This window comes from Streptomyces sp. NPDC059499, from assembly GCF_042749285.1.
In the GTDB taxonomy this organism is placed as follows: Bacteria; Actinomycetota; Actinomycetes; order Streptomycetales; family Streptomycetaceae; genus Streptomyces.
On record NZ_JBHYTT010000020.1, the window covers coordinates 14,518 to 37,950 of the forward strand.

Sequence of the window (23,433 nt, forward strand, 5' to 3'; positions counted from 1 at the left end):
GGGTTGTCGTCAGACGGGCTGGCCGATCGGCCGGATGATGACGTTGTTGACGTCGACACCCTCGGGCCGGCTCATGGCCCACACGATGGAGTCGGCGATCTGGTCGGCCGTCAGCAGATGCCCCTCGGGCAGGCTGCCGAGGCCGTCCCAGAACGGGGTCTCCACGCGACCCGGCGCGACCAGGGTCACGCCCACACCGTCGCCCGTCACCATGCGCCGGGTGTTCTCGGCCAGCCCGGTGACCGCCCACTTGGTCACCCCGTAGATGTTTCCCGGGGTGTGGACGAAGCCGGCGACGCTGCCGACCAGAACGATGCGCCCCCGCGTCTCCTTGAGTGCCGGGAGAGCCGCCCTGATCAGCAGGGCAGGTCCCAGGACGTTGGTGAGGACCATCTCCCGCCAGGCCTCGGGGTCGCCGTCCGCCAGGGTGTCGTGGGTGGCGAATCCCGCGTTGGCGACGACGGCGTCCAGCCTTCCGAACCGGTCGACCGTCGCGTCCACGGCGGACTGAACCGCTTCGTGGTCGGCCGCGTCTCCGGTGATCGCCAACAGCGTGTCGGGCTTGCCGAGTTCCTCGGCGAAGCGACTGAGCCGGTCCTCGCTGCGCCCGGTGACAGCCACCCGATGGCCCCGTTCGAGGAGCTGACGGGCTGTCGCCGCGCCGATACCGCTGCCGCCTCCGGTGATCAGCGTGACCGGTGCTTCACTCATGCTTCGCTCTCCCTCGTCGTCCCTTGCCGCGTGCGGTGCGGGCATGTCGGGGATTCCACCATTTTGAGCGCACTCGAAGTCAAGGGCTCTTTCCGGACGCGCACTTGGCGCCGAGCATGCCGGTGCTGAGTTGGCGACGCTGCGATCAATCCAACAGAAGGCCGGCTGAACGCGGCCGCACCAGCCAAGGTCCCGGCGCGTCTCTACGTGGACAGGCCGGCGAGAAATGGGGAGACCAGGCCGTACACGATGTCGGGTTGCTCCAGGTGCAGGTCATGACGGGCCTCGCGCACACTGACGGACACGGTCGGGACGCGGCGGCGCATCAGTTCGTCGACCCGTGCGGGCGAGATGAAGCTCGACTGCGCCAGTATGAGCAGAGTGGGGCAGGTGACGCGCTCCCACTCGTGCGCAAAGGAGTGCTGGGCAGCGTCCGCCACGGACTGGACCATCACGTCCCGGTCGAAGCGTGGCCACCATTGCCCACCGCGTTCCTCCAGGCCATCCGCCCAGCCCGTGCCGACGGCTCCCCCGCCGAAGAACTGGACCGCGGCAGCGCGCGAGGGAAAGGAGGCGGGCCACGAGTCGAACCACCGGCGGATATGCGTCGGCCATTCCGGGTCGGGACCGCTCACGTCGGCTTCGATGGCCACCAGCGCACGGACCACATCAGGATGCCTCGCGGCAGCCAGGATGGCGGCGTGTCCGCCCATCGACTGTCCGGCAAGCACAACGTGCCCCAGGCCCAGCTGGTCTGCCACGGCGACGACGTCTTCGACGTAGGCATCCCTGGAGACGTCAGAAGGGAATCGGTCGCTGGCGCCTTGACCGCGTTGGTCGACGGCGACCACCCGATGCACCGAGCTCAGGCGGCCTGCCAGAGCATCCCATTCGCCTGCATGGCCGGCCAGCCCGTGCAACAGCACCAGCCCTGGCCCTTCCCCGCCCCAGTCCCGGCATACAAGGCGTACGCCTTCCCGTTCAACCACACGCTCGGTCCACGTCACCGCGGCACCCTAGCGCGCAGAGATCTCCCCACGAAGCCGGACGCAAGGCGGCGCCACCGGGGCCCGGAAGTCGCCGGGATTCCCGCGAGCCGGGCGCCGTAGGAGAAGCTGTGTGCCCTGCGAGCCGCCAGGCCAGTCACCTGCCCTTTTTGTTGAACCATCCGAGCGACTGGACGACGGACGCGCCGATGACGAGGATGCCGAGAGGAACGACCGTGAACCAGGTGGCATCGGCCTTCATGGCCGCGAGCAGGGCGATGGCGCCGAGGGCCAGCGCCAGGAGCGCGAGCATGCCCAGAAGGACGCGAATCTTGGAAACCAACGGAGGACTCTCCAATGTTCAGGCGGGCTTTGTTGACCAGACAGCGTTCGCTACCCGTTGGACGGTTGCCCAGTAGGGAGTCAGCAAGCTCCCCGACGTGACACCAGGGCTCCGTCAGGAAGCTCATGGGGTGAGTCTCCCAACGCTGCCTTCCCGGGGCGCCAGTAGAACTACGTAATCCAATACGTAGGTTCACCGGCCGGGGCGGGCCGGGGCAGCGGCCAGCCGTACTGTGATCCGTCGCCAATCTCGCCTGTCGGATGGCCAGTTGGCCTGACAGACGAACAAAGCCCCTGGTAGGTGGGTTTTCGATCAGGCCCCGCGTTCCTCACTACCCGCCTGAGGGACACGCTGCTTGCAACCTGCGGTGAATTGCCATCCATGCGGGAACCGGTAGCGGTGCGGAGCGTTGCCCCGAACACCGGAGCGTCGGCCGGGGCGGCCGACAGTCGATGAACCTGCTCGAGACGCGCGGGCCAAGCGGCCTCACCCTGGTGACTGCGCGGGTGATGACCGCCGTGCACTTCACCAGGGCACTACGCCGGCGTCCTCGAAGAACTGGCCCGTCGGGCCGTCGTCGGGCAGGGTCGCGAGTTTGATGGCGATGGCCGCGCCCTGTTCGGGGGTGCGCACGCCCCGGAAGCCGTTGAGGTCGGTCGCGACGTAGCCGGGGCAGCCTGCGTTGATCAGGATGTTCGTGCCGCTCAGCTCCCGGGCGTACTGGAGGGTGACGGCATTCAGGAACGTCTTCGACGGCGAGTACGCCACGGCCACTGGACCTGTGGTCAGCTCACCAGCGGTCCCTGACTGCCGGGTGAGGGAGCCGACACTGCTGGACATGTTCACGATCCGCGGTGAGGCAGAGCGGCGCAGCAGCGGCATCATCGCGTTGGTGACGCGGATGACGCCGATGACGTTGGTCTCCACGACCGTGCGGATGGTGGCGGTGTCGACGCGGGTGGGCTCCTGGGGCATGCCGCCTGTGATGGCGGCGTTGTTGACGAGCACGTCGAGGCGCCCGGCCTGTTCCTCGATCAGCCGTGCGGCGGCTGTCGCGCTCGCGTCGTCGGTCACGTCCAGCGGTACGCCGAACGCGTCGACGCCGGCCGCGCGCAGGCCCTCCACCGCGGCCTTGCGGCGCTGATCGTCGCGGGCGCCGACGCCGACGCTCCAGCCGAGGGCGCCCAGGCCTGCGGCGATCTCGTAGCCGATTCCCTTGTTTGCGCCGGTGACCAGCGCAATCGTTCGTTCGCTCATGGGGACCATGCTGCTCTCGGACCCCTGCGGGGGTCCAAGACCGATTGGGTGGGCAACGATACCTTCCAGGTATTGACCGTGAGTATCCTGGCCGGATGGAGACCAGGGAACTGCGCTACTTCATCGCTGTCGCCGAAGAGTTGCACTTCGGGCGCGCCGCGCAGCGGCTCGGGATCGCACAGCCGCCTCTGTCACGGGCGATCCAGCAGCTCGAACGCCGACTCGGGGTAGCGCTGCTGGATCGGACCAGCCGCACCGTCACGCTGACCGAAGCCGGCTCGGTGCTGCTGGCCGAGGGCCAGGCGGCCCTCGACGCGGTCGAAGCGGCCGAGCGCCGGACCCGCCGCGCCGCCCTTACCTCGACCGGCCGTCCCGGCCTGGTCCTGGTCACGAAGGCCAGCGCGTCCCGCGAACTGCTGGCGAAACTGCTGGACGCGTACGCCGCCGAACCCGGCGCGGTCCCCGTCGACGTCATCCTGTGCGGCCCCGCCGAGCAGGAACGGCTTCTGCGCGAGGGCCGGGCCGACGTGGCGCTACTGCACCGGCCGTTCGACTCGACGGCCGGGCTCCACACCGAAGAACTCAGCACGGAGGGCCAGGTCGTGGTCCTGCCGGCCGGGCATCCGCTCACCGTCCAGCCCCATGTGCACATGGCCGACATCACCGGGCTGCCCGGCCTGCCCCTGCCACGCTGGCCCGACCCCGACGGCACCTACCCGCCCGGCCCCGGCCCGCAGGTCCGCGACCACGCGCAGTTGTTGCAGCTCGTCGCGCTCGGCCGTGCTTGCGCGGTCTCACCGGAGTCGTGCCGAGCTCAACTGCACGGTGACCTCGCCGCCGTGCCCGTGCTGGACGCGCCGAAAGTCACCACCGTGATCGCCTGGCCGCCGCACAGTCGGTCCAGAGCCGTCGCCGACCTTGTCCGGACTGCGACCCGTCTCCGGTAGTTCCCATACGCCTGGCCAGGTTCCACGATCGTGCCCCGGCTCATCATTTTGGGTAATAGCCCGCCCTGGACGACGGATTCCATGCTGACGCGACAGTTGGCCCGCAGAGTCACACCATATGAATTGGCGACTACCGACGGCCCGTGACGGATACCGCTGCGAAGTGACACCTATCGCTACGAGTCACATCGGGTCCGGTGTCCCGGGCGGTTCCGCGTGTAGGCCACACTGTCCGACGAACGACCAACGCCATCCGTTCGCCCACGATCCGCCCGGCCTGCGGCAGGTGTCCCAGGACGGCCGTGGACAAGGAGTCCCCCATGCCCCGCACCATGTCCGTGTCGGACAGCATCGTGATCGACGCGGCCCCCTCGGCCGTGTACGAACAGCTCAGCGACCCCACTGCGATGGGGCGCTGGAGCCCGGAGAACCGGGGCGCGACGGTGCTCGGGGAACACCGGGGCGCACACGTGGGCATGGTCTTCGAGGGCCGCAACAAGCGCGGCGCCTTCCGCTGGACGACGAAGTGCACGGTCACAGCCGCCGATGAGGGCGAACGGTTCGCGTTCCGTGTTCACGCGATCGGGGCCAAGCGGCCACGGCTGCGCGGGCCGATCGCGACGTGGGAGTACCGCTTCGAGGCGGTCGAAGGCTCCACCCGGGTCACGGAGATATGGACGGACGACCGCCGGGCATGGCCGGACCTGCTCGCCAACACATTCGACCGGATCGCGACGCGCGGGCAGACGTTCGCCGAGTTCCAGCGTGGCAACATCCGCACCACGCTGGAACGGCTGAAGGCGGCACTGGAGCAGGACGATGCGGCTGCCGCCGGACACGGGGAGGACGGCCCCCGCCCCGCGTGACCCGGGCGGGGCGCCAATCACAAGGGTGTTCAGGCCTGTCCTGTGCCCTGGCCGGACCAGTGTGCGGGCCGCGTCAGGGACGGCGGAAGCCGTGTGGTGGTGTCGCCCTTCGCCGCGTTGAGCTGGGCCTGAGTGAGGAACAGCGCCCCGCTGAGGTCTGCGCCGGACAGTTCGGCGTCACGGAAGTCCGCGCCGATCAGGTCGGCCAGCCGCAGGTCGGCCCCGCTCAGGTCTGCCGCGATGAGGTAGGCCCCACGCAGATCCGCCCCCCGCAGATCGGCGCCCCGCATGCGGGACCCGATGAGGTCGGCACCCCGGTGGTTGCGCTTCTTGCGCCGGGGCACGGCGGCGCGTGCGAGCTCGCTGGCGCGCAGCAACAACGACGCGACCTCGTCGCGGTGTGCCGACACGTCGAGTTCCGCGAGGACTTCGGCCGAACCGCGGGTGAGCCGCTCGGTGCTGTCGAGGGCGCTGCGGAGCTCTGCACGCAGGGGTCCGGCGGAAGGCAGGGCGAGGGCTTCGGTGAGATACCAGAGCAACTCGTAGAGGCGGCGCATCACGGGGAAGACCTGGAACATCTGCTGGGCGGTGTCCGGAGCGGCCCGCCAGTCCCGGCCTTCGTAGGTTTCCTGGGAGACCTTCTGGCCGGCGCCGAAACAGTCGTACACCGTGCAGCCGGAAAACCCCTTGGGCCGCAGTTGCGTGTGGATGCCGCACCGGAAGTCGTCCCGCAGGTTGCGGCAGGGCTCTCCGGCGTCCTTGTTGATCGCGAAGTCCGCGGACGCGGTCAGTGTCAGCGCGACGCAGCAGAGACCGAAACAGTTCGCGCAGTCGGCGCGCAGGTCCTCCCGTTCGGTGGCCGGAACGCCGGGCGGTTCATGGTCGGGCACAGGACGTGATTCCTCCAGGGAAGCGGGCGGGTGTGCCGAGCCTATCGATGCCTGGCAACTCCCGGCCCGGCCGCCGTTGTCGGTGGGACGGCGCACACTTGGCCACAGAGCACCGCACTCCACCGCACCGGCGAAGGGGATACGCATGGGCACCTCGCGGGAGACCGCGTTCGAGCCTCTCACCGGGGACGGTCCGCCGCTGTCCGGACCCGTCGACGAGCGTGCGGGCGTCGTGCGCACCGCGTTCGAAGGGATGTTGCAGATCCGGCGGCTGACCAATACGTGGCACGCGGATCCCGAGCGTGTACCCGCCCAATGGGAGCTGCACCGGCCGGTCCGGGCCGTGGCACTGGCCCTGGAGGCCGCGGAGGTGTCCGCCTCGGCGGTCGGAGCGTCCGGGGAGCGAACGGCCACGGGGTACCGGGTGTGCGAGGGCGAGTCCCCCGGATCCGTACGGGTGGAATGGGTGGGCCCTCCCGGCAGCGGTGCCGCCCATGACGAGGAGCGCGCTCTGGCCGGGTGCGTCACCGTGCTGTCGCGCCTGGGCTGGACAGCTCTGTCGTACCGCGGTCCCCGCCGACGGCGTTTCCTGGAGGTCGAACCACCGGCCGCAGGTCCTCGCCCACAGGACGTCCGATCCTGATCGCCGCACGGCTCGGGCGGACATTGTCAGACCCATGGGGGATGCTTGACGGTCCGACACCTCTGACCAGGAGATGCTGAGATGCGCAATGACGAGATCGCCGCGGCCCAGGCGTACGTCCGGCTACTCGCGGCCACCCGCGCCGCGCTCACGGACCCGGCGGACGCCCCGCTGTACATGCCGCTGCTCGCCTCCCCGATCGAGGAGGCCGACGAGGCGCTGCGGAGCGCGGGCCTCTCGGGCAACGAGGACAGGCTCTTCGCTCTCGTGCGGGCGCTGCAGCCGAGCCTGACCGGTTCGTCCGGCCGCTGACCACTGCGGCTCGCGCCGGCTGCCGCACTCCCTGCCGGGAGCGCGACAGCCGGCGTGCGGCGTTTTCAGCGGGGGTGATCGTCTAGTTGTTGCCGCTGTACATCAGGGAGCCAGGCGTGGTGAGGAGCTCACCCGTCTCGAGCCATGTCTTCAGGCCGGAGAGGATCATCGGCCAACCGCCGTAGAGCTCGTCGTTGGCGCCGTCGCGCAGCTCGTCATGGGTGACGGTCAGCCGGCAGGAGTCACCGACGGGCTCGATCTCCCACGTGATGCGGGTCGGCCCCTCGCTCTTCACCTCTTCGCTCCAGAGCGCCACCATGCTCTGGACCAGCTTGCGCGGCGGGTCGACCTCGATGTTCTGGCCCTCGCCAAGCGGGCCCGGGGCTCCGGGGGCACCCATCTCGAAGCGTGACCCAGGCGTCCAGTCCGAGGTGACACGGGCACCGAAGTTGTACTTGCTCCTGATCTCGGGGTCCGTGATGGCTTCCCAGAGGCGCTCGGGAGTGGTGCGGATGTAGATCTCGAAGATCTTCTCCATGGGATTCTCCAGTCGGCTCTTGAGGCCGCTGAGCCCTGCGGCCCAGGGCTCCGCATACTTGCTCACCCACCGGTCGTGGACGAGCCGGATGGGCACCGGGTTCAGGAAGTGGAGCTTCTCCCGGCCTCGCCGCCTGGTGACGACCAGACCCGCCGCCTCCAGCAGCTTGAGGTGCTTCATTACCGCGAACCGCGTGATCTCGAAGCGGGCTTCCAACGCACTCAGTGTCTGCCCGTCGTCACGGAACAGCTCGTCGAGCAGACTGCGCCGCGTCGGGTCTGCCAGGGCTTTGAACACCGCGTCCATGAATCCAAAATATGTGACCTTTTGGTCACCTGTCAACCGCAGAGAAAGCAAGCGCTTTCGATGAATTGATTCAATGGCTACAAAACTTGACTAGCTGCTTGACTAGCAGCATCGGCCAAACCTAGCGTACGTTCCGGATGAAACGATTCACATCCCCGATCCTCACCGGTCGCCGGATGACTCTGATTACGAGGTGTTCATGTCTGATGTGTCGGCCGTCAAGGCAGCCCTGAAGTCTCAGGTCATCGAGACGCCGTCCTGGGGTTACGGCAACTCCGGTACCCGTTTCAAGGTCTTCGCCCAGCCCGGAGTCCCGCGCGACCCGTTCGAGAAGCTTGCGGACGCGGCGCAGGTGAACAGCTTCACCGGGGTCGCCCCGAAGGTGTCGCTGCACATTCCGTGGGACAGGGTCGAGGACTACGCGGCACTGACCCGGTACGCCGAAGGGCTCGGGCTGAGGATCGGCGCCATCAACTCCAATGTGTTCCAGGATGACGACTTCAAGCTGGGCTCGGTCACCCACCCGGACCCCAAGGTCCGCCGCAAGGCCACCGACCACCTGCTCGAGTGCGTCGACATCATGGACGCCACCGGGTCGCCCGACCTGAAGCTGTGGTTCTCCGACGGCACCAACTACCCCGGTCAGGACGATATTTCGGGCCGCCAGGACCGGCTGGCCGAGGCACTTGCCGAAGTCTACGAGCGGCTCGGCGACGACCAGCGGATGCTGTTGGAGTACAAGCTCTTCGAGCCCGCGTTCTACACCACCGACGTCCCCGACTGGGGCACTTCGTACGCCCACTGCCTCAAGCTCGGACCGAAGTCCCAGGTCGTCGTGGACACCGGCCATCACGCACCGGGCACCAACATCGAGTTCATCGTGGCGTTCCTGCTGCGCGAGGGGAAGCTCGGCGCGTTCGACTTCAACTCCCGCTTCTACGCGGACGACGACCTGATGGCGGGCGCCGCAGATCCGTTCCAGCTCTTCCGGATCATGCACGAAGTGGTCAAGAACGGCGGAATGAAGCCCGAGACCAACGTCAACTTCATGCTCGACCAGTGCCACAACATCGAGGCCAAGATCCCGGCCGTCATCCGCTCGGTCACCAATGTGCAGGAAGCGACCGCGAAGGCGCTGCTCATCGATGTCGAGGCGCTGGCCGCCGCGCAACGCTCCGGCGACGTACTCGCCGCCAACGGCGCACTGATGGACGCGTACAACACCGACGTACGACCGCTGCTCGCGGACGTGCGCGAGGAACTCGGCCTGGCCCGCGACCCCTTCGCCGCCTACCTCGCCTCCGGCAACCAGGAGCGCATCGCAGCCGACCGGGTCGGCGGCGAGCAGGCCGGCTGGGGCGCCTGAGCCCCCCGGCGCTCCTGCCGTCCTGCTGTCCGCCCGGCACCCGCCGGCCCATCACCTCGAAGGAACCCTCATGACGTCCGCGACGCACGCCGCAGTCGCCGCGCTCCTGGAGCGCGCCCACCGGATCGGCTCCGACCCCCGTAACACCAACTACGCCGGCGGCAACACCTCGGCCAAGGCCACGGAGACCGATCCGGTCACCGGCGGCGAGGCCGAACTGCTCTGGGTCAAGGGCTCGGGCGGTGACCTCGGCACGCTGACCGAAGCCGGCCTCGCCGTGCTCCGGCTGGACCGGGTGCGCGCGCTCAAGGACGTGTACCCGGGGGTGGAGCGCGAGGACGAGATGGTCCCGGCGTTCGACTACTGCCTGCACGGCAAGGGCGGCGCCGCCCCGTCCATCGACACCGCGATGCACGCGCTGGTCGAGGCCGCGCACGTCGACCACCTGCATCCTGACTCCGGTATCGCCCTGGCGTGCGCCGCCGACGGCGAGAAGCTCACCGCGGAGTGCTTCGGGGACAAGGTCGCATGGGTGGGCTGGCGCCGGCCCGGTTTCCAACTCGGTCTCGACATCGCGGCCGTCAAGGAGGCCAACCCGCAGGCGGTCGGCGTCGTCCTGGGCGGCCACGGCATCACAGCCTGGGGCGACACCTCGGAGGAGTGCGAGCGCAACGCCCTGTGGATGATCCGTACGGCCGAGACGTTCCTCGAGGTCCACGGCAGGGCGGAGCCGTTCGGCCCCGTGCTGCCCGGCCGGGAGGCACTGGCGCAGGAGGCACGCCGGGAGCGGGCCGCGGCGCTGGCTCCGGTGATCCGCGGTCTGGCGTCCACGGACCGCCCGCAGGTGGGGCACTTCACCGACGCGGAACCGGTGCTGGACTTCCTCTCCCGCGCCGAGCACCCGCGCCTCGCCGCACTCGGTACGTCCTGCCCGGACCACTTCCTGCGGACAAAGGTCAGCCCGCTGGTCCTGGACCTGCCCGCGGACGCGCCGCTGGACGAGGCGGTGGCCCGTCTCGGGGAGCTCCACGAGGAGTACCGCGAGGCGTACCGCGCCTACTACGACCGTCACGCGACACCCGGGTCGCCCGCGATGCGCGGCGCTGACCCGGCCGTCGTGCTGGTACCCGGTGTGGGGATGTTCTCCTTCGGCAAGGACAAGCAGACCGCCCGGGTCGCCGGGGAGTTCTACCTCAACGCGATCAATGTGATGCGGGGTGCGGAGGCCGTCTCCTCGTACGCTCCGATCGAGGAGTCCGAGAAGTTCCGCATCGAGTACTGGGAACTGGAGGAGGCCAAACTCCGCCGCATGCCGCCGCCGAAGGCGCTCGCCACCCGGGTCGCGCTGGTTACCGGCGCGGGGTCGGGCATCGGCAAGGCCATCGCGCACCGGCTGGTCGCGGAGGGTGCCTGTGTCGTCGTCGCCGACGTCGACGCCGCGAACGCGGCGGCGGTCGCCGACGAGCTGGGCGGGCCGGACAAGGCCGTCGCGGTGACGGTGGACGTCACCAGCGAGGCGCAGATCGCCGAGGCTTTCACGTCGGCGGTGCTCGCCTTCGGCGGCGTGGACCTGGTCGTGAACAACGCCGGGATCTCCATCTCCAAGCCGTTGCTGAAGACCACCGCGCGGGACTGGGACCTCCAGCACGACATCATGGCGCGCGGCTCGTTCCTCGTGTCGCGCGAGGCCGCCCGTGCCATGCAGGCCCAGAAACTCGGCGGCGACATCATTTACATCGCGTCGAAGAACGCCGTGTTCGCCGGTCCGAACAACGTCGCGTACTCGGCGACCAAGGCCGACCAGGCCCACCAAGTGCGTCTGCTGGCCGCCGAGCTCGGCGAGCACGGCATCCGGGTCAACGGCGTCAACCCCGACGGGGTGGTGCGGGGGTCCGGTATCTTCGCCGCGGGTTGGGGGGCCCAGCGCGCGGCGACGTACGGCATCGAGGAGGAGAAGCTCGGCGAGTTCTACGCCCAGCGCACGCTCCTCAAGCGGGAGGTGCTTCCCGAGCACGTCGCCAACGCCGTATTCGCGCTGACCGGTGGGGATCTCACCCACACCACCGGCCTTCACATTCCCGTCGACGCCGGTGTGGCGGCGGCCTTCCTGCGCTGACCACGCGCGTTGAGCCGTGTCCCGCACCGTCTGCGCACGTGCGAGACGCGGCCCCGCCCGGATCGGATGAGATTTCCATGTCTGCGACTTCACGACACGACCCGGTGTTCGCCGCGGTCGACCTCGGTGCCACCAGCGGCCGGGTGATCACCGGCCGGGTCGGTGCCGACGAGTTGGTGCTGACCGAGGCGCACCGCTTCGCCAACACTCCGGTCCGGCTGTCCGACGGGCTTCGGTGGGACGTGCTCGCCCTGTACCGGGGCATGCTGGACGGACTCCGGAACGCGGCGCGCAGCGGGCCCGTCGCCTCCGTCGGCATCGACACCTGGGCCGTGGACTACGGGCTCCTGGACTCCGACGGTGCACTGCTCGGGGTGCCGTTCCACTACCGGGACAGCCGTAACGTCCGGGCTGCCGACGCGGTGCTGGCCCGGGTCGGGGCACAGGAGCTGTACGGCGTGAACGGTTTGCAGCATCTGCCGTTCAACACCGTCTTCCAGCTGGCCGCCCATCGTTCCACCGCGCAGTGGGAGGCGGCGCGGACGGTGCTGCTGATGCCTGATCTGCTGGTGTACTGGCTGACCGGCACGGTGGGTGCGGAGGCGACCAACGCGTCGACGACCGGATTGTTCGACGCCCGCACCGGGGACTGGTCCGATGTGCTGATCGGGCGGCTGGGGCTGGAGCGTTCGCTGTTCCCCGCGCTGCGCGAACCGGGCGATCCGGCGGGGAAACTGCTGCCGCACGTCACCGGGTTCACCGGTCTGCCGGCGGGCACGCCGGTGACGACGGTCGCCTCGCACGACACGGCGTCGGCCGTCGCCGCGGTCCCTGCCACCGACCCCGGGTTCGCGTACGTGTCGTGCGGTACCTGGTCGTTGGCCGGTCTGGAACTCGACGCGCCGGTCCTGACCGAGGAGTCGCGGGCCGCGAACTTCACCAACGAGCGCGGGGTCGACGGCACCGTCCGCTATCTCCGCAACATCATGGGCATGTGGCTGCTGGAGGAGTGCCGTCGTTCGTGGGAGCGGGACGGTCGGTCCCCGAGCCTGCCGCAGCTCCTCGCGGACGCGGAGCGGGCCAGACCGTTCGCCGCGGTGATCGATCCCGACGATCCGGCATTCCTCGCCCCGGGTGACATGCCCTCGCGCATCGACTCCGCCCTCACCCGGACCGGACAGGCGCTGCCGGACGGCCCCGGCGGGTATGTGCGCTGTGTACTGGAGAGCCTTGCTCTGGCCCATCGCCGCACGCTGCGGAAGGCCGCCGGACTGGCGGGCCGCGAGCTGACCCGCGTCCACCTGGTCGGGGGTGGATCGCGCAACGAACTGCTGTGCCAGTGGACCGCCGACGCGACCGGTCTGCCGGTCACCGCGGGTCCTGCCGAGGCGACCGCGCTCGGCAATGTACTGCTCCAGGCGCGGGCCCACGGCCTGGTGGGGGGCCTGGCGGACATGCGCCGGCTCGTCGCGCACACCCAGGAACTGCGTCACTACAGCCCTCAAGGGGATCCCTCGGCCTGGGACAGGGCCGAGGACCGCCTGGAGGCGACGCGTACGGCGGGCGCACCGGCCGCCGCCGACCGCCCCGCAGAAGACGAAGGAAGGAATTCCGATGGCTGACAACGCCACCGCGGCACTCGACGCCTCTCTCGTCCGCACCGCACGCCGCCCTACCCGCGTGGGCCTGGTCTCCGGCGGGCTGGCCGCCTACTGGCCGCAGTTCCCCGGTCTCCTGGACCAGCTCCAGGACTCGGCGCGCTACGTCTCCGAGCGGTTCGAGGCAATGGGATGTGAGGTGGTCGACGCCGGCTTCATCTCCGATCCCCAGGAGGCGGCCGCCGCGGCGGAGCAGCTCCGCAGGGCCGACTGCGACATCGTCGTCACGTTCCTGACGACCTATCTCACCGCTTCGATGGTGCTGCCGATCGCCCAGCGCACCCAAACACCGGTGCTGGTCATCGATCTCCAGCCGACGGAGGCGATGGACCATCCGAACACCGATACCGGGAAGTGGCTGGCCTACTGCGGTCAGTGCCCGCTGCCCGAGGTCGCCAACGTGTTCCGCCGCAGCGGGATCGCCTTCCGCTCGGTCTCGGGACATCTGCGGGACGAGAACGCGTGGAACCGGATCCGCCGGTGGATCTCCGCGGCGGCTGTGCGGGGCGCGATGCGTCATGGCCGGCACGGGCTGATGGGCCATCTCTATCCGGGGATGCTCGACGTGTCGACGGACATGACGCTGGTGTCCTCCCGGTTCGGCGGCCATGTCGAGGTCCTGGAGTTCGATGACCTGCGGGTACGGGTCGCGGCGGTCACCGATGAGGAGACTGCCGAGCGCGTCGCGCTGGCCCGGGGTGTGTTCACCCTCGACGAGTCCGTCGACGAGGGTGATCTCGACTGGGCTGCCCGGGTGTCCGTGGGACTGGACCGGCTCGTCGAGGACTTCTCGCTCGACAGCCTCGCCTACTACCATCGCGGCCTCGACGGCGAGATCCACGAGCGGCTCGGTGCCGGGATGATCCTCGGAGCTTCCCTGCTCACCGCCCGCGGCATCCCGGTCGCCGGTGAGTACGAGCTCCGCACCAGCCTCGCCATGCTGATCGCGGACACGCTCGGCGCCGGCGGGTCCTTCACCGAACTGCAGGCCCTGAACTTCCGTGACGGGGTCGTCGAGATGGGCCACGACGGCCCTGCGCATCTGGCGGTCAGCGCCGAGGACCCGCTGCTGCGGGGACTCGGCGTCTACCACGGGAAGCGCGGCTGGGGCGTCAGCGTGGAGTTCGACGTGAAGCACGGCCCGGTGACCACGTTCGGAATCGGGCAGGAGGCGGACGGCTCGTTCGTGTTCGTCGTCTCCGAGGGCGAGGTCGTCCCCGGCCAGTTGTTGAAGATCGGCAACACGACGTCCCGCGTGGACTTCGGCTTCGACCCCGGTGAGTGGACGGACGCCTGGTCCTCGACGGGCATCGGTCACCACTGGACCCTCTGCACGGGGCACCGCGCGAAGGACTTCAGGGCCACCGCCGGACTCCTCGGCATCCCGTTCCGCGCGGTCACCGGCCCGGGCGACCTCTGAGCGGCATTCGTGCCGCCCGGAGGTGACGCCGGTTCAGCCCGATGCCAGGCCGAGTTCGAGTTCACCGAGCGGCTCGAAGTGGCGGGCGACGTCCGCGTCGGTGACGTCGCCCGGCTCGGCCGGGTGCCACTTCGGACGACGGTCCTTGTCGATGATCTGGGCGCGTACGCCCTCCACCAGATCGGGCCCGGCGAAGGCCCGGCAGGAGACCCGGAACTCCTGGTCCAGGGCCGCTTCGAGGCTTTCGAGACTCCGGGCGCGGCGCACGGCGGCAAGGGTGACCTTGAGCGCGGTGGGTGACTTGGTGAGGAGCGTCCCGGCGGTCTCCTTCGCCGCGGGCTCACCACTGTCGAGGAGGCGGCCGATGATCTCTTCGACGGTGTCGGCGGCGTAGCAGGAATCGATCCACGAGCGCTGCGTCGCGAGCTCCCCTTCCGGTGCTTCCGTGGCGTAACGCACCACCGTCTCCGTCACCTCGGCGGCCGTGGTGCCGAGGGCAAGGGCGGCGGTGAGATCCGTCAGCCGCTCCGAGGACACGAAATGGTCGGCCAGCCCGCACAGCAGGGTGTCGGCGGCGCCCACGGCCTGCCCGGTGAGCGCGAGGTGGGTACCGAGCTCACCGGGTGCCGCGGCCAGCAGATGGGTACCGCCCACATCGGGGACGAAGCCGATCCCGGTCTCGGGCATCGCCACACGGGAGCGCTCGGTGACGACGCGGACGTCACCGTGGGCGGACACCCCTACCCCGCCGCCCATCACGATGCCGTCCATGAGCGCCACGTACGGCTTGGGGAAGCGGGCGATGCGGGCATTGAGCCGGTACTCGTCGCGCCAGAAATCCACGGACGCCCGGCGTCCGGCTCGCGCGTCCTCGTAGATCGACCGGATGTCGCCACCCGCACACAGACCGCGCTCCCCGGCCCCGCTGATGACGACGGCCGTGAGGTCGTCGTCCTGTTCGGCGAGGGTGAGCGCCTCGTCGATGCTCCGCACCATGGTGTGGGTGAGCGCGTTCAGGGCCCGGGGGCGGTTGAGCGTGATGTGCAGGCTGTGACCCTCGGTATGCAGCAGGACGGGCTCGTCGTCATTCATAGGTGCGCTCCGGTCAGGCATGGGCGGTGCATCCACCGGTCGTGGGAGATCTCTGCCTGCCATTCTGCGACGGCCTCCTCGATGCCCCGGAGGCGGGTGCCCCGCCGAACCGCTGTGGCACTCCCGCACGGCGGGCTCGACAATTGAGACCTACGGGCCGCGACGTCCAGCAGCCCCGCCGGACGACCTCCGGAGCAGGAATGACCGATCATCCACGGCGAGCAGACTCCAAGGCTCCGCCTCCCCTCCGGTCCGACGGGACCGGCAGCAGCGAAACGGGGACGGCGGAGCGCCTCGCCATGAATCGGACCGGCAGTTTCGAATGGGACCTGGACGCAGGGACCCTGGACATCGACGAAGCCGGGCTGATGGTCTTCGGCCTGGACCCCGACACCTTCGACGCACGGCCCGGGGCCGTGGTGGAGCAGCTGGATCCGTCGGAGCGAGCACGTCTGGACGTCACCATCGACGAGGCGCTCTCCAGCGGGAGCAGTTCCTACAGCGTGCACTTCCAGGTGCCCCTGGCGGACGGCACCCGCCAGTGGACCCATGTTCAGGCCAGGATCCTGCGTTCCGAGGACGGCCGCGCACGCCGTGTCATCGGCGTGGTACGGGACGCGACGGCGGAAGTCACCCATTCGGCCTTCGTACAGGATCTGGAAAAGCGCCGCGCGCGCCAGACCAACATCGTTGAACGCACGACGAGCGCGATGTCACGTGCGGTGACCGTCGACGACGTCACGGCAGCGCTCACGGGCCCGGGCGGCCTGGCCGGGCTCGGCTCGGACGGACTGGCACTCGGGCTGGTGGAGAACTCCGCGCTCAACATCATCGCCTTGAGCGGGGACTCCGTGGAGGTGCTCGGCGGACTGGGCTCCGGGGAACTCGACGCGAACCTTCCCCTGGGCGACACGATCCTCAGCGGAAAGCCCCGGTTCATCACCTCGCTCGACTCCCTGATCCGGCGCTATCCGGTACTCGAGCCGCACATGGGCCGGCTGAAGTTCCGCGCCGCCGCCTACCTTCCGCTGGTCGCACAGGCGCGGCCCCTCGGCGGGCTCGCGCTCTTCTACCGGGAACGCACGGTGTTCAGCGCGGACGAGCGCATCCTCTGTCTGGGGCTGGCCGCCATCGTGGCGCAGTCGCTCCAGAGGGCCATGCTGTTCGACGAGGAACGCGAGTTCGCCACCGGGCTCCAGTCGGCCATGCTTCCGCGGCGGATCCACGACATCGAGGGCGGGGAGATCGCGGTCCGGTACCACGCGGCGTGGAGCGGCCGGCAGGTCGGCGGCGACTGGTACGACGTGATCGCGCTGCCCAACCACCGCTTCGGCGTCGTGGTGGGCGACGTACAGGGCCACGACACGCACGCTGCCGCGATCATGGGCCAGCTGCGTATCGCCCTGCGCGCGTACGCGGCCGAGGGACACCCGCCGGCGACGGTACTGGCTCGCGCCTCCCGCTTCCTGGCCGAACTGGACACCGACCGCTTCGCCACGTGCGCGTACGCACAGGTGGATCTCGCCACGGGCACCGTGCGTGTGGTGCGTGCCGGGCACTTCGGCCCGCTCATCCGGCACACCGACGGCAGGGTGGCCAGCCCTCAGGTGCGCGGCGGTCTGCCGTTGGGGATCTCCACGACCTTCAAGGACGAGGAGTTCCCGGAGACTCGGCTCGACCTGGTACCGGGAGAGACGCTCGTCCTGTACACCGACGGACTCGTGGAGGAGCCCGGCGCCGACATCGACTCGGGCGTGGCCACGCTGGTTCACGAGATCAGCAACGGGCCGGCGGGCGCCGAGGCCCTCGCGGATCATCTGTCGGACCGGCTGTGGGAACGGTGGGGCTCGGGGGACGACGTGGCACTGCTGGTGCTGCGACGCAGCCCGGACCTGGGGTCGCCACGCGCTCCTCGGCTGCACCAGTACATCCATCAGGCCGACCCGGAGGGTCTGTCCGATGCGCGCGCCATCGTCCGCCAGGCGCTGACGGACTGGGACATGGCCGCACTGGCCGACGACGCGGAGCTGGTCACCGGGGAGTTGCTGGTGAATGTGCTGCTGCACACGGAGGGCGGGGCCGTTCTCACGCTGGAGGTCCTGCCGGAACCTGTCCGGCGCATCAGGCTGTCGGTCCAGGACCGTTCGAGTGTCTGGCCTCGGCGTCGCACTCCGGGAGAGACCTCGACTTCGGGACGTGGTCTGCTGCTCCTGGACGCGGTCGCCACACGCTGGGGCATCGAACCCCGTGGGGAAGGCAAGGCCGTCTGGTGCGAGATGGGCCCGGCTTCCCCGGATTCCGCCGCCGCCCCGCCGGCCGCCTCGGCCGCACCTCGCCCCTGATGGCAGTCGGATCACTCATCCGGCGCGGCCACGAGGAACGCGGTGAGGGGCGTACCGCAGCGCTTCCGCTGCGGTACGCCCCTCACCCGGCCTGCCGGTACTGGCCCGTCGGGCCGGACTGCCGGGCTACGTCAGTGCTGCGCGGAACGGCGCTTGCGGACGGCCCACAAGATGCCGCCACCGGCGAGCAGAACCGCGATCGCGGCTCCCCCGATGACGGGCGTCGCGGACGACGAACCGGTCTCGGCCAGGTCGGGCGCGCTGGGGCTCGGCTCCGCCGGGGCGGGGGCCGTCTCCGTAGCGGTCTCGCTCGGCGTGGCGCTCGGCTCGGGGGTCTTCGTGGCCGGCGGCTCGGTCGGCTTCTCCTTGGTCGGCGTCGGCGAGGGAGTGCTGTCCTCGCACACCGGGGCCTGCTTCGTCTCGTCGCGCGAGAACTTCTCGCCGTCTCCGGCCTTGACGACGAGCCGGATGGTCAGCTCCTTGTCGTGCGCCGGCAGCTGGAGCGGCGTCTTCGTGTGGAACTCCCGACCGAACGTCGTCGCGGGAAGCAGTTCCTTGCCGCCCACCACGGAGACGGTCACGACGTTGGCCACGTCGCTCGAGTAGGCGGTCAGATCGACGCTCACGTCGGAGCAGGTCACGACCCAGGTGGGGGTGTGAGCTGCGGCCGGCGCGGCGGAGATGACTCCGCCGGCCAGGCCGACAACCGCAGCGGCCGCGAATGCTCCCGCGCCACGCCACGATCTCCTGGGTATGGTCATGGATTCTTCCTCCATACGAGTTTCCCCGCCGGACTGGCGGTGGGGCGCACAGTACTGCCCTCGCCACCCGGGTGCGCACCCACCCCACGAAGCATCGGGCACACCAACTGCTGTCGTATCGCCGCGACTTATGACATGGCGGACACGCCGGTGCGGGTGCGGGTGCGGTCCGGGATGGCTCGATGAGAGGGTGACCAGTACATATATCTGTTGTCGCACGATGCGACCCGCCTTGGAGCCCGACCCGTTCTATGCGATTGCTGTTGATCCGTCACGGTCAGACGCCGTCCAACCTCGGCCACTTCCTGGACACCGCACCACCCGGACCCGGGCTCACCGATCTGGGCCTGCGCCAAGCGGCCGAACTGCCGTCCGCCCTGGCAGGCGAGGACATTCGGGCCCTCTACGCCTCGACGCTGACACGCACGCAACTGACGGCGGCGCCCCTGGCCTCCGAACGGGGTCTGGAGGTCCGCATCCGCGACGGCATCCGCGAACTGAGCGCCGGGGAGCTGGAGATGCGCGCCGACCGGGCGGCGGTGGCGGAGTACCTGACAACGGCGTTCGCCTGGTCCGCCGGCGACACGGCAAGGCGTATGGCGGGGGGCGAGAGTGGCGCCGAGGCGCTGGCCCGCTTCGACGCGGTGGTTGCGGAGGCCGCCTCGGCCACCGGACCCGCCCCCACGGGCACGGCTGCTCTGATCAGTCACGGCGCGGCGATCAGGATGTGGGCGGCGGCCCGTGCCCACAACGTCTCGGTGGAATTCGCCGCCGCCCACGCCCTCGGCAACACGGGAGTCGTGGTGGTCGAGGGCACGCCCGAAGATGGCTGGAAGGCACTGTCCTGGGCCGGCACCGTCGTCGCTCCAGAGACCAGGAGCGATGTGGAGGACGCCGGACCCGCGGGTCGCACGATCTCCGGTGTCGGCGACTGAGCGGCTCGGCGGGCGCTTCAGAGGGCCTTGTGCATGATGTGCAGTCCGACGTAGCCCTCGACCGGGTGGTTGAATCCTTCCGGAAGCGTCCCCAGCACCTCGAATCCGAGCGAGCGGTACAGCCGCACGGCGTGGGTGTTGGTCTCCACCACGGCGTTGAACTGCATGGCGCGGAAGCCCGCTTCCCGCGCCCACTCCACGGTGTACTCGCACAAGGCCCGGCCCACGCCTCGGCCGGAGTGCCGGGAGTCGACCATGTAGCTGGCGCTGGCGATGTGCGATCCGTTGCCCATGTGGTTCCGGTTCATCTTGGCCGTGCCCAGGACGGTCCCGGCGTCGTCGACCGCGACGACCGTGCGGCTCGGTGCGGTCAGGAGCCACCAGCCCCTGGCATCGCTCTCCCCCAGGTCCAGGGGAAAGGTGAACGTCTCGCCTGCGGAGACGATTTCGTGGAAGAACGGCCAGATGGCAGGCCAGTCCTCCGTAGTGGCTTCTCTGATCAGCATGGGGCAAAGATGCCTGTGGGCACGGTCCGGCCGCAAGCACTTAATGATCTCGGCTGCGTCGCCTGCCCAGACCGATCCGCGCGAGGAGACCCGGCCCGGCGACGGTCGCCACAGCGGCGCGACCCGGCATCCGGTCGAGCACCTCCCTCGTCCGCGGGGGCACAGGTACCGGGGCGCTCCCGGGTTCGCCACCTGGCCGGGGAGCGGAACGGCGCTCGCGCGCCCGGTCCAGCTCCATGACCAGGTTCACCCGCCGCCAGAGGATCTCGTCCGGATCGTCGGCCAGCATGAGCTGCCCCATGGCCTCCCTCCCGGACACGGATCCCGGCCGTCCGAAGTCAGGTTCCGGCCTGACACGCGCAAGGTAGGCGCGTTCGTACGGGTCGTCCACCACTTCCGCGAGCTGGACCGCGTCCAGTGCGGACGCCTGCACCGCGGCACGCGCCCACGGATCCTCCGTCCGGCTCAGCAGCCTGTCGATCCTGCGCGAACGCCAGTTGCGCGCACGCCAGTCGACGCCGGCCTCCAGCATGGTCCGCATCCCGACCGGGCTCCTGCCGGCGAGCAGCTCGGGCTCCTTGGCGCCGAACCCTGCGAGTTCGTCCACGAGATAGAGCCAGACCACCGCACGGTACCGATTCAGGTAGAACGCCACCGGTGAGATGCACCCGACCCGGGCGAGCCCGCTGAAGCGGACACTGCTGATGCCGAGCAGTGCGGCGCCCTCCGCCGTCCCCGCCGTGCGCACCCTGTCCCGGAGGGACTCGGGGAAGCCGTCCATGGCTTGCAGCCTGTCGACTTCTTCCCTCCGGACCCGCGGCCTCCCGCCGCCCGGCGGCGCGTCCGCGCCGACCAGCCCGAGATGGACGGCAAGATCGAACTCGCCGCGCTTCAACTCCAGCTCCTGCGCGGCGCGCCCCGCGGTCAGCGTGCTCCCCGCACCCCCGGACGTCCCGGCGTCCCCACCCGCTCCCGAGTGGCTTCGGTCCGCTCCCGCGCGGGCCGTACGTGCCGCTTCCTTGACAGCCATGACTGGCCTCCCCCGTGTGGTCGAATACTCTCCGTGACCACGGTAGCCAGGGGAGGCAGATCCCGCTGCCCCTGTGGATAACTACCTATTCTCAGCGAAAACGCGCAGCTCAGAGGCGGTCGGCTCGCTCCGCACCTTGTCGCGCTGTCACGCCGAGGTGTTCGCCCACGCGATTGACCAGCAAGGTCATCTCGTAGGCGACCTGGCCGACGTCGGCTTCCGCGGAACTCAGCACGCACAGACAGCTGCCGTCGCCCGCCGCCGTCACGAAGAGCAGTGCCTCGTCGAACTCCACCATGGTCTGGCGCGCTCTTCCGGCCCGGAAGTGACGCCCCGATCCCCTGGCCAGGCTGTGCAGTCCGGACGAGACGGCCGCCAGGTGCTCGGCGTCCTCGCGGGCCAGTTCCGTGCTGGCTCCGGTGACCAGCCCGTCGTTCGACAGCACCAGCGCGTGCTGTATGTGCTCCACCCGGCTGGTGAGATCGTCAAGGAGCCAGTCGAGTCCCTGGTCCATCGGCATGTGCTCATCCTCCCCGTTCGTCCGTTCCCCGCATCGATGGGCAAGCCTCGCGCACGGGTCCCTCGCGGGCAAGCGCCTCCCCGCCTCCGGGGCGTCGCTTCGCGCCATGACGGGGATCTCGTCCGAAGATGGGCTCATGGCACACCACATGACCCAGGACGAATGGCGGGCGTTCCTCTCGGAGGGGACCCGCACCGCCAAGATTTCGACCGTACGCGCGGACGGCAGCCCGCACATCGCGCCCGTCTGGTTCCTGCTCGACGGCGACGATCTGGTCTTCAACACCGGGAAGGGGAGCGTCAAGGGCCGCAATCTCGCGCGGGACGGGCGGGTGTCGATCTGCGTGGACGACGACCGGCCCCCGTTCGCGTTCGCCGTGCTCCAAGGACGTGCGGACCTGAGCGAGGACCTCGACGAACTACGCCACTGGGCGACGCGTATCGCAGGCCGGTACATGGGGGCGGAGGCGGCCGAGGAGTTCGGGGCACGCAACGGTGTGGCCGGCGAACTCGTCGTACGTGTGCGCATCGACAAGGTGGTGGCCATGGCTGACATGGCCACCTAGACCGTGCCGGCGGGCCGGCACGGTCTCCGTCCGGCTCAGTGCGTGCCTGCCTGCCCCACCGAGTCGAGCAGCCGGGCGGTGTGCATCCGCCCGGCGTACTCGACCATGCGGATCAGGACCTCCTTTCCGGAGGCACGGTCGCGTGCGTCGCACAGCACGACCGGTGTGCCCCGGTCGAGGTCGAGTGCGCGGGAGACGTCCTCCTCCCCGTACGTACGTGCACCCGAGAAGCAGTTGACCGCGACGACGAAGGGAATGCGGCGGTGCTCGAAGTAGTCGACGGCCGGGAAGCAGTCCTCGAGCCGTCGGGTGTCGGCCAGGACGACCGCTCCCAGCGCCCCCGTGGAGAGTTCGTCCCACAGGAACCAGAAACGGTCCTGTCCCGGGGTGCCGAACAGGTAGAGCGACAGCCCGGACCTGATGGTGATGCGGCCGAAGTCCATGGCCACGGTCGTGGTGGTCTTCTGGTCCACTCCGCCGGTGTCGTCCACGGAATGTCCTGCCTCACTGAGAAGTTCCTCGGTGCGCAGGGGCCTGATCTCACTGACGGCTCCGACCAGGGTCGTCTTGCCGACCCCGAAGCCGCCGGCGACCAATATCTTCAGAGCGAGGGCCGTCGAGTCCTCGGTCTCTTCCCCACCCGTGCTGTCCACATGCTCGGAGGACATCCATCACTTCTCTCGCGAGTGCCATCAGTAGAGGCGACAGCATGGCAAGGAGCGGCTGTCGCCGAAGGGAGTGAACGGTTTTTGACCGATGTGACCGGACAGACCCGCTCGGTGTTCACATCCGGCCGCTCCGGTCGGAATTCGACTCGGTGATCGAGGTATTCGGGGCATTTCAGCTATTCGGGCATCCCAGGTTCTCGACTTGGCAGGCGTGAGAGGGCAGCGTGCACGGGCATCCCGGAGGGTGCCTGTCACAGCGCACGCAGGCCGTCGATCACCTCACGCAGGATCCGCTCGTCGGGCAGCTGCGCCGGGGGCACCGGACGGCTGACCCGTACGAAGCCGGCTTCGAGCAGATCGCCGAGGAGCACCCTCACCACGCCGACGGGCAGGTCGGCGTCGGCGGAGAGTTCCGCGACCGACTGGGTCTCGCTGCGGCACAGCGTCAGCAGGGCCCGGTGTTCCGGGCCCAGCAGTCCCTCGTCGGAACCGTCCGGTGCCGCCTCGTCGACCGCCACGAGCGCGATCAGGTCGAACCGCACCCCGCTGGGCCCAGGATCGGTACGGCCTCCCGTCACGGCGTAGGGGCGGACCAGCGGGCCCGCCTCGGCGTCGTACCACTGACTGCCCTGCGCGGTGCCGTCGTCGCTCATGC

24 protein-coding genes are annotated in these 23,433 nt (G+C 69.6%); 11 read left to right on the forward strand and 13 right to left on the reverse strand.

The window, feature by feature from the left end; all coding sequences use genetic code 11:
• Positions 1–9: 9 nt before the first annotated feature.
• The 4 genes from ACFW9O_RS32160 to ACFW9O_RS32175 all read right to left on the reverse strand — a co-directional run bounded on the left by ACFW9O_RS32160 (position 10) and on the right by ACFW9O_RS32175 (position 3,297).
• The gene (locus ACFW9O_RS32160; protein ID WP_384614241.1) at positions 10–711 is read right to left on the reverse strand and encodes an SDR family oxidoreductase; all 702 of its coding nucleotides are present in this window, start codon (positions 709–711) and stop codon (positions 10–12) included.
• Positions 712–914: 203 nt separating this feature from the next.
• Positions 915–1,718, reverse strand: a complete 804-nt coding sequence (locus tag ACFW9O_RS32165) for an alpha/beta fold hydrolase (protein WP_384614243.1) — start codon at positions 1,716–1,718, stop codon at positions 915–917.
• 136 nt (positions 1,719–1,854) lie between these two features.
• Positions 1,855–2,040, reverse strand: coding sequence for a hypothetical protein (locus tag ACFW9O_RS32170; RefSeq protein ID WP_351181756.1), 186 nt, complete (start codon positions 2,038–2,040; stop codon positions 1,855–1,857).
• 525 nt (positions 2,041–2,565) lie between these two features.
• Entirely contained in the window at positions 2,566–3,297 is a 732-nt protein-coding gene (locus tag ACFW9O_RS32175) for an SDR family NAD(P)-dependent oxidoreductase (RefSeq protein WP_351181773.1), read from the reverse strand.
• 95 nt (positions 3,298–3,392) lie between these two features.
• Here ACFW9O_RS32175 and ACFW9O_RS32180 point away from each other — a divergent pair, with 95 nt between their 5' ends.
• Both ACFW9O_RS32180 and ACFW9O_RS32185 read left to right on the forward strand, forming a co-directional pair.
• Positions 3,393–4,244, forward strand: a complete 852-nt coding sequence (locus ACFW9O_RS32180) for a LysR family transcriptional regulator (RefSeq protein ID WP_351182191.1) — start codon at positions 3,393–3,395, stop codon at positions 4,242–4,244.
• Between the two features lie 320 nt (positions 4,245–4,564).
• Positions 4,565–5,110, forward strand: a complete 546-nt coding sequence (locus tag ACFW9O_RS32185) for an SRPBCC family protein (protein ID WP_383185166.1) — start codon at positions 4,565–4,567, stop codon at positions 5,108–5,110.
• A 29-nt stretch (positions 5,111–5,139) separates the two neighbouring features.
• On the opposite strand, the gene ACFW9O_RS32190 is transcribed toward ACFW9O_RS32185, so the two are convergent.
• A complete protein-coding gene (locus tag ACFW9O_RS32190) occupies positions 5,140–6,000 on the reverse strand; it encodes a pentapeptide repeat-containing protein (protein ID WP_384614245.1) in 861 nt (286 codons plus the stop codon).
• Between the two features lie 145 nt (positions 6,001–6,145).
• Here ACFW9O_RS32190 and ACFW9O_RS32195 point away from each other — a divergent pair, with 145 nt between their 5' ends.
• Both ACFW9O_RS32195 and ACFW9O_RS32200 read left to right on the forward strand, forming a co-directional pair.
• On the forward strand, positions 6,146–6,643 hold the full coding sequence (locus tag ACFW9O_RS32195) for a hypothetical protein (protein ID WP_384614246.1): 498 nt from the start codon (positions 6,146–6,148) through the stop codon (positions 6,641–6,643).
• A gap of 81 nt (positions 6,644–6,724) precedes the next feature.
• Complete coding sequence (locus ACFW9O_RS32200; RefSeq protein ID WP_384614247.1) at positions 6,725–6,955, forward strand: hypothetical protein; 231 nt, start codon at positions 6,725–6,727, stop codon at positions 6,953–6,955.
• Positions 6,956–7,037: 82 nt separating this feature from the next.
• Here the strand turns inward: ACFW9O_RS32200 and ACFW9O_RS32205 are convergent, their stop codons facing one another.
• Positions 7,038–7,799, reverse strand: a complete 762-nt coding sequence (locus tag ACFW9O_RS32205) for an ArsR/SmtB family transcription factor (protein WP_384614249.1) — start codon at positions 7,797–7,799, stop codon at positions 7,038–7,040.
• Positions 7,800–7,998: 199 nt separating this feature from the next.
• Here ACFW9O_RS32205 and rhaI point away from each other — a divergent pair, with 199 nt between their 5' ends.
• The 4 genes from rhaI to ACFW9O_RS32225 all read left to right on the forward strand — a co-directional run bounded on the left by rhaI (position 7,999) and on the right by ACFW9O_RS32225 (position 14,359).
• Positions 7,999–9,165 (forward strand): L-rhamnose isomerase, encoded by a 1,167-nt coding sequence (gene rhaI, locus ACFW9O_RS32210; protein WP_384614251.1) that lies wholly within the window; start codon positions 7,999–8,001, stop codon positions 9,163–9,165.
• 70 nt (positions 9,166–9,235) lie between these two features.
• Complete coding sequence (locus ACFW9O_RS32215) at positions 9,236–11,281, forward strand: bifunctional aldolase/short-chain dehydrogenase (protein WP_384614253.1); 2,046 nt, start codon at positions 9,236–9,238, stop codon at positions 11,279–11,281.
• 77 nt (positions 11,282–11,358) lie between these two features.
• Positions 11,359–12,903, forward strand: a complete 1,545-nt coding sequence (locus ACFW9O_RS32220; RefSeq protein WP_384614254.1) for a rhamnulokinase family protein — start codon at positions 11,359–11,361, stop codon at positions 12,901–12,903.
• The gene (locus tag ACFW9O_RS32225; protein ID WP_384614256.1) at positions 12,896–14,359 is read left to right on the forward strand and encodes an arabinose isomerase; all 1,464 of its coding nucleotides are present in this window, start codon (positions 12,896–12,898) and stop codon (positions 14,357–14,359) included. The genes ACFW9O_RS32220 and ACFW9O_RS32225 overlap by 8 nt, the downstream gene beginning before the upstream one ends.
• A 33-nt stretch (positions 14,360–14,392) precedes the next feature.
• Here the strand turns inward: ACFW9O_RS32225 and ACFW9O_RS32230 are convergent, their stop codons facing one another.
• Entirely contained in the window at positions 14,393–15,451 is a 1,059-nt protein-coding gene (locus tag ACFW9O_RS32230) for an enoyl-CoA hydratase/isomerase family protein (protein ID WP_384614258.1), read from the reverse strand.
• Between the two features lie 200 nt (positions 15,452–15,651).
• Here ACFW9O_RS32230 and ACFW9O_RS32235 point away from each other — a divergent pair, with 200 nt between their 5' ends.
• Positions 15,652–17,793, forward strand: coding sequence for a SpoIIE family protein phosphatase (locus ACFW9O_RS32235; protein WP_384614260.1), 2,142 nt, complete (start codon positions 15,652–15,654; stop codon positions 17,791–17,793).
• Positions 17,794–17,924: 131 nt separating this feature from the next.
• Here ACFW9O_RS32235 and ACFW9O_RS32240 read toward each other — a convergent pair whose 3' ends face one another.
• Positions 17,925–18,554: an LAETG motif-containing sortase-dependent surface protein gene (locus ACFW9O_RS32240; RefSeq protein ID WP_384614262.1), complete on the reverse strand. Its 630-nt coding sequence runs from the start codon at positions 18,552–18,554 to the stop codon at positions 17,925–17,927.
• A gap of 251 nt (positions 18,555–18,805) precedes the next feature.
• Between ACFW9O_RS32240 and ACFW9O_RS32245 the strand changes: the two genes are divergently transcribed.
• Complete coding sequence (locus tag ACFW9O_RS32245) at positions 18,806–19,489, forward strand: histidine phosphatase family protein (protein WP_384614264.1); 684 nt, start codon at positions 18,806–18,808, stop codon at positions 19,487–19,489.
• Between the two features lie 17 nt (positions 19,490–19,506).
• Here the strand turns inward: ACFW9O_RS32245 and ACFW9O_RS32250 are convergent, their stop codons facing one another.
• From ACFW9O_RS32250 to ACFW9O_RS32260, 3 genes are all read right to left on the reverse strand, one after another.
• Positions 19,507–19,995, reverse strand: coding sequence for a GNAT family N-acetyltransferase (locus ACFW9O_RS32250; protein WP_384614265.1), 489 nt, complete (start codon positions 19,993–19,995; stop codon positions 19,507–19,509).
• Between the two features lie 40 nt (positions 19,996–20,035).
• Positions 20,036–21,025, reverse strand: a complete 990-nt coding sequence (locus ACFW9O_RS32255; protein WP_384614267.1) for a DUF6397 family protein — start codon at positions 21,023–21,025, stop codon at positions 20,036–20,038.
• Between the two features lie 109 nt (positions 21,026–21,134).
• Entirely contained in the window at positions 21,135–21,545 is a 411-nt protein-coding gene (locus ACFW9O_RS32260) for a roadblock/LC7 domain-containing protein (protein ID WP_384614268.1), read from the reverse strand.
• Positions 21,546–21,681: 136 nt separating this feature from the next.
• Here ACFW9O_RS32260 and ACFW9O_RS32265 point away from each other — a divergent pair, with 136 nt between their 5' ends.
• Positions 21,682–22,110 carry a PPOX class F420-dependent oxidoreductase gene (locus ACFW9O_RS32265; RefSeq protein ID WP_384614270.1) on the forward strand — a complete coding sequence of 143 codons (429 nt, stop codon included), beginning with the start codon at positions 21,682–21,684 and terminating at the stop codon, positions 22,108–22,110.
• Positions 22,111–22,145: 35 nt separating this feature from the next.
• Here ACFW9O_RS32265 and ACFW9O_RS32270 read toward each other — a convergent pair whose 3' ends face one another.
• Together ACFW9O_RS32270 and ACFW9O_RS32275 are read right to left on the reverse strand one after the other, a co-directional pair.
• Positions 22,146–22,778, reverse strand: a complete 633-nt coding sequence (locus tag ACFW9O_RS32270) for an ATP/GTP-binding protein (RefSeq protein WP_351180089.1) — start codon at positions 22,776–22,778, stop codon at positions 22,146–22,148.
• A gap of 251 nt (positions 22,779–23,029) precedes the next feature.
• Positions 23,030–23,431: a DUF742 domain-containing protein gene (locus tag ACFW9O_RS32275; protein ID WP_329204345.1), complete on the reverse strand. Its 402-nt coding sequence runs from the start codon at positions 23,429–23,431 to the stop codon at positions 23,030–23,032.
• Positions 23,432–23,433: the final 2 nt, after the last annotated feature.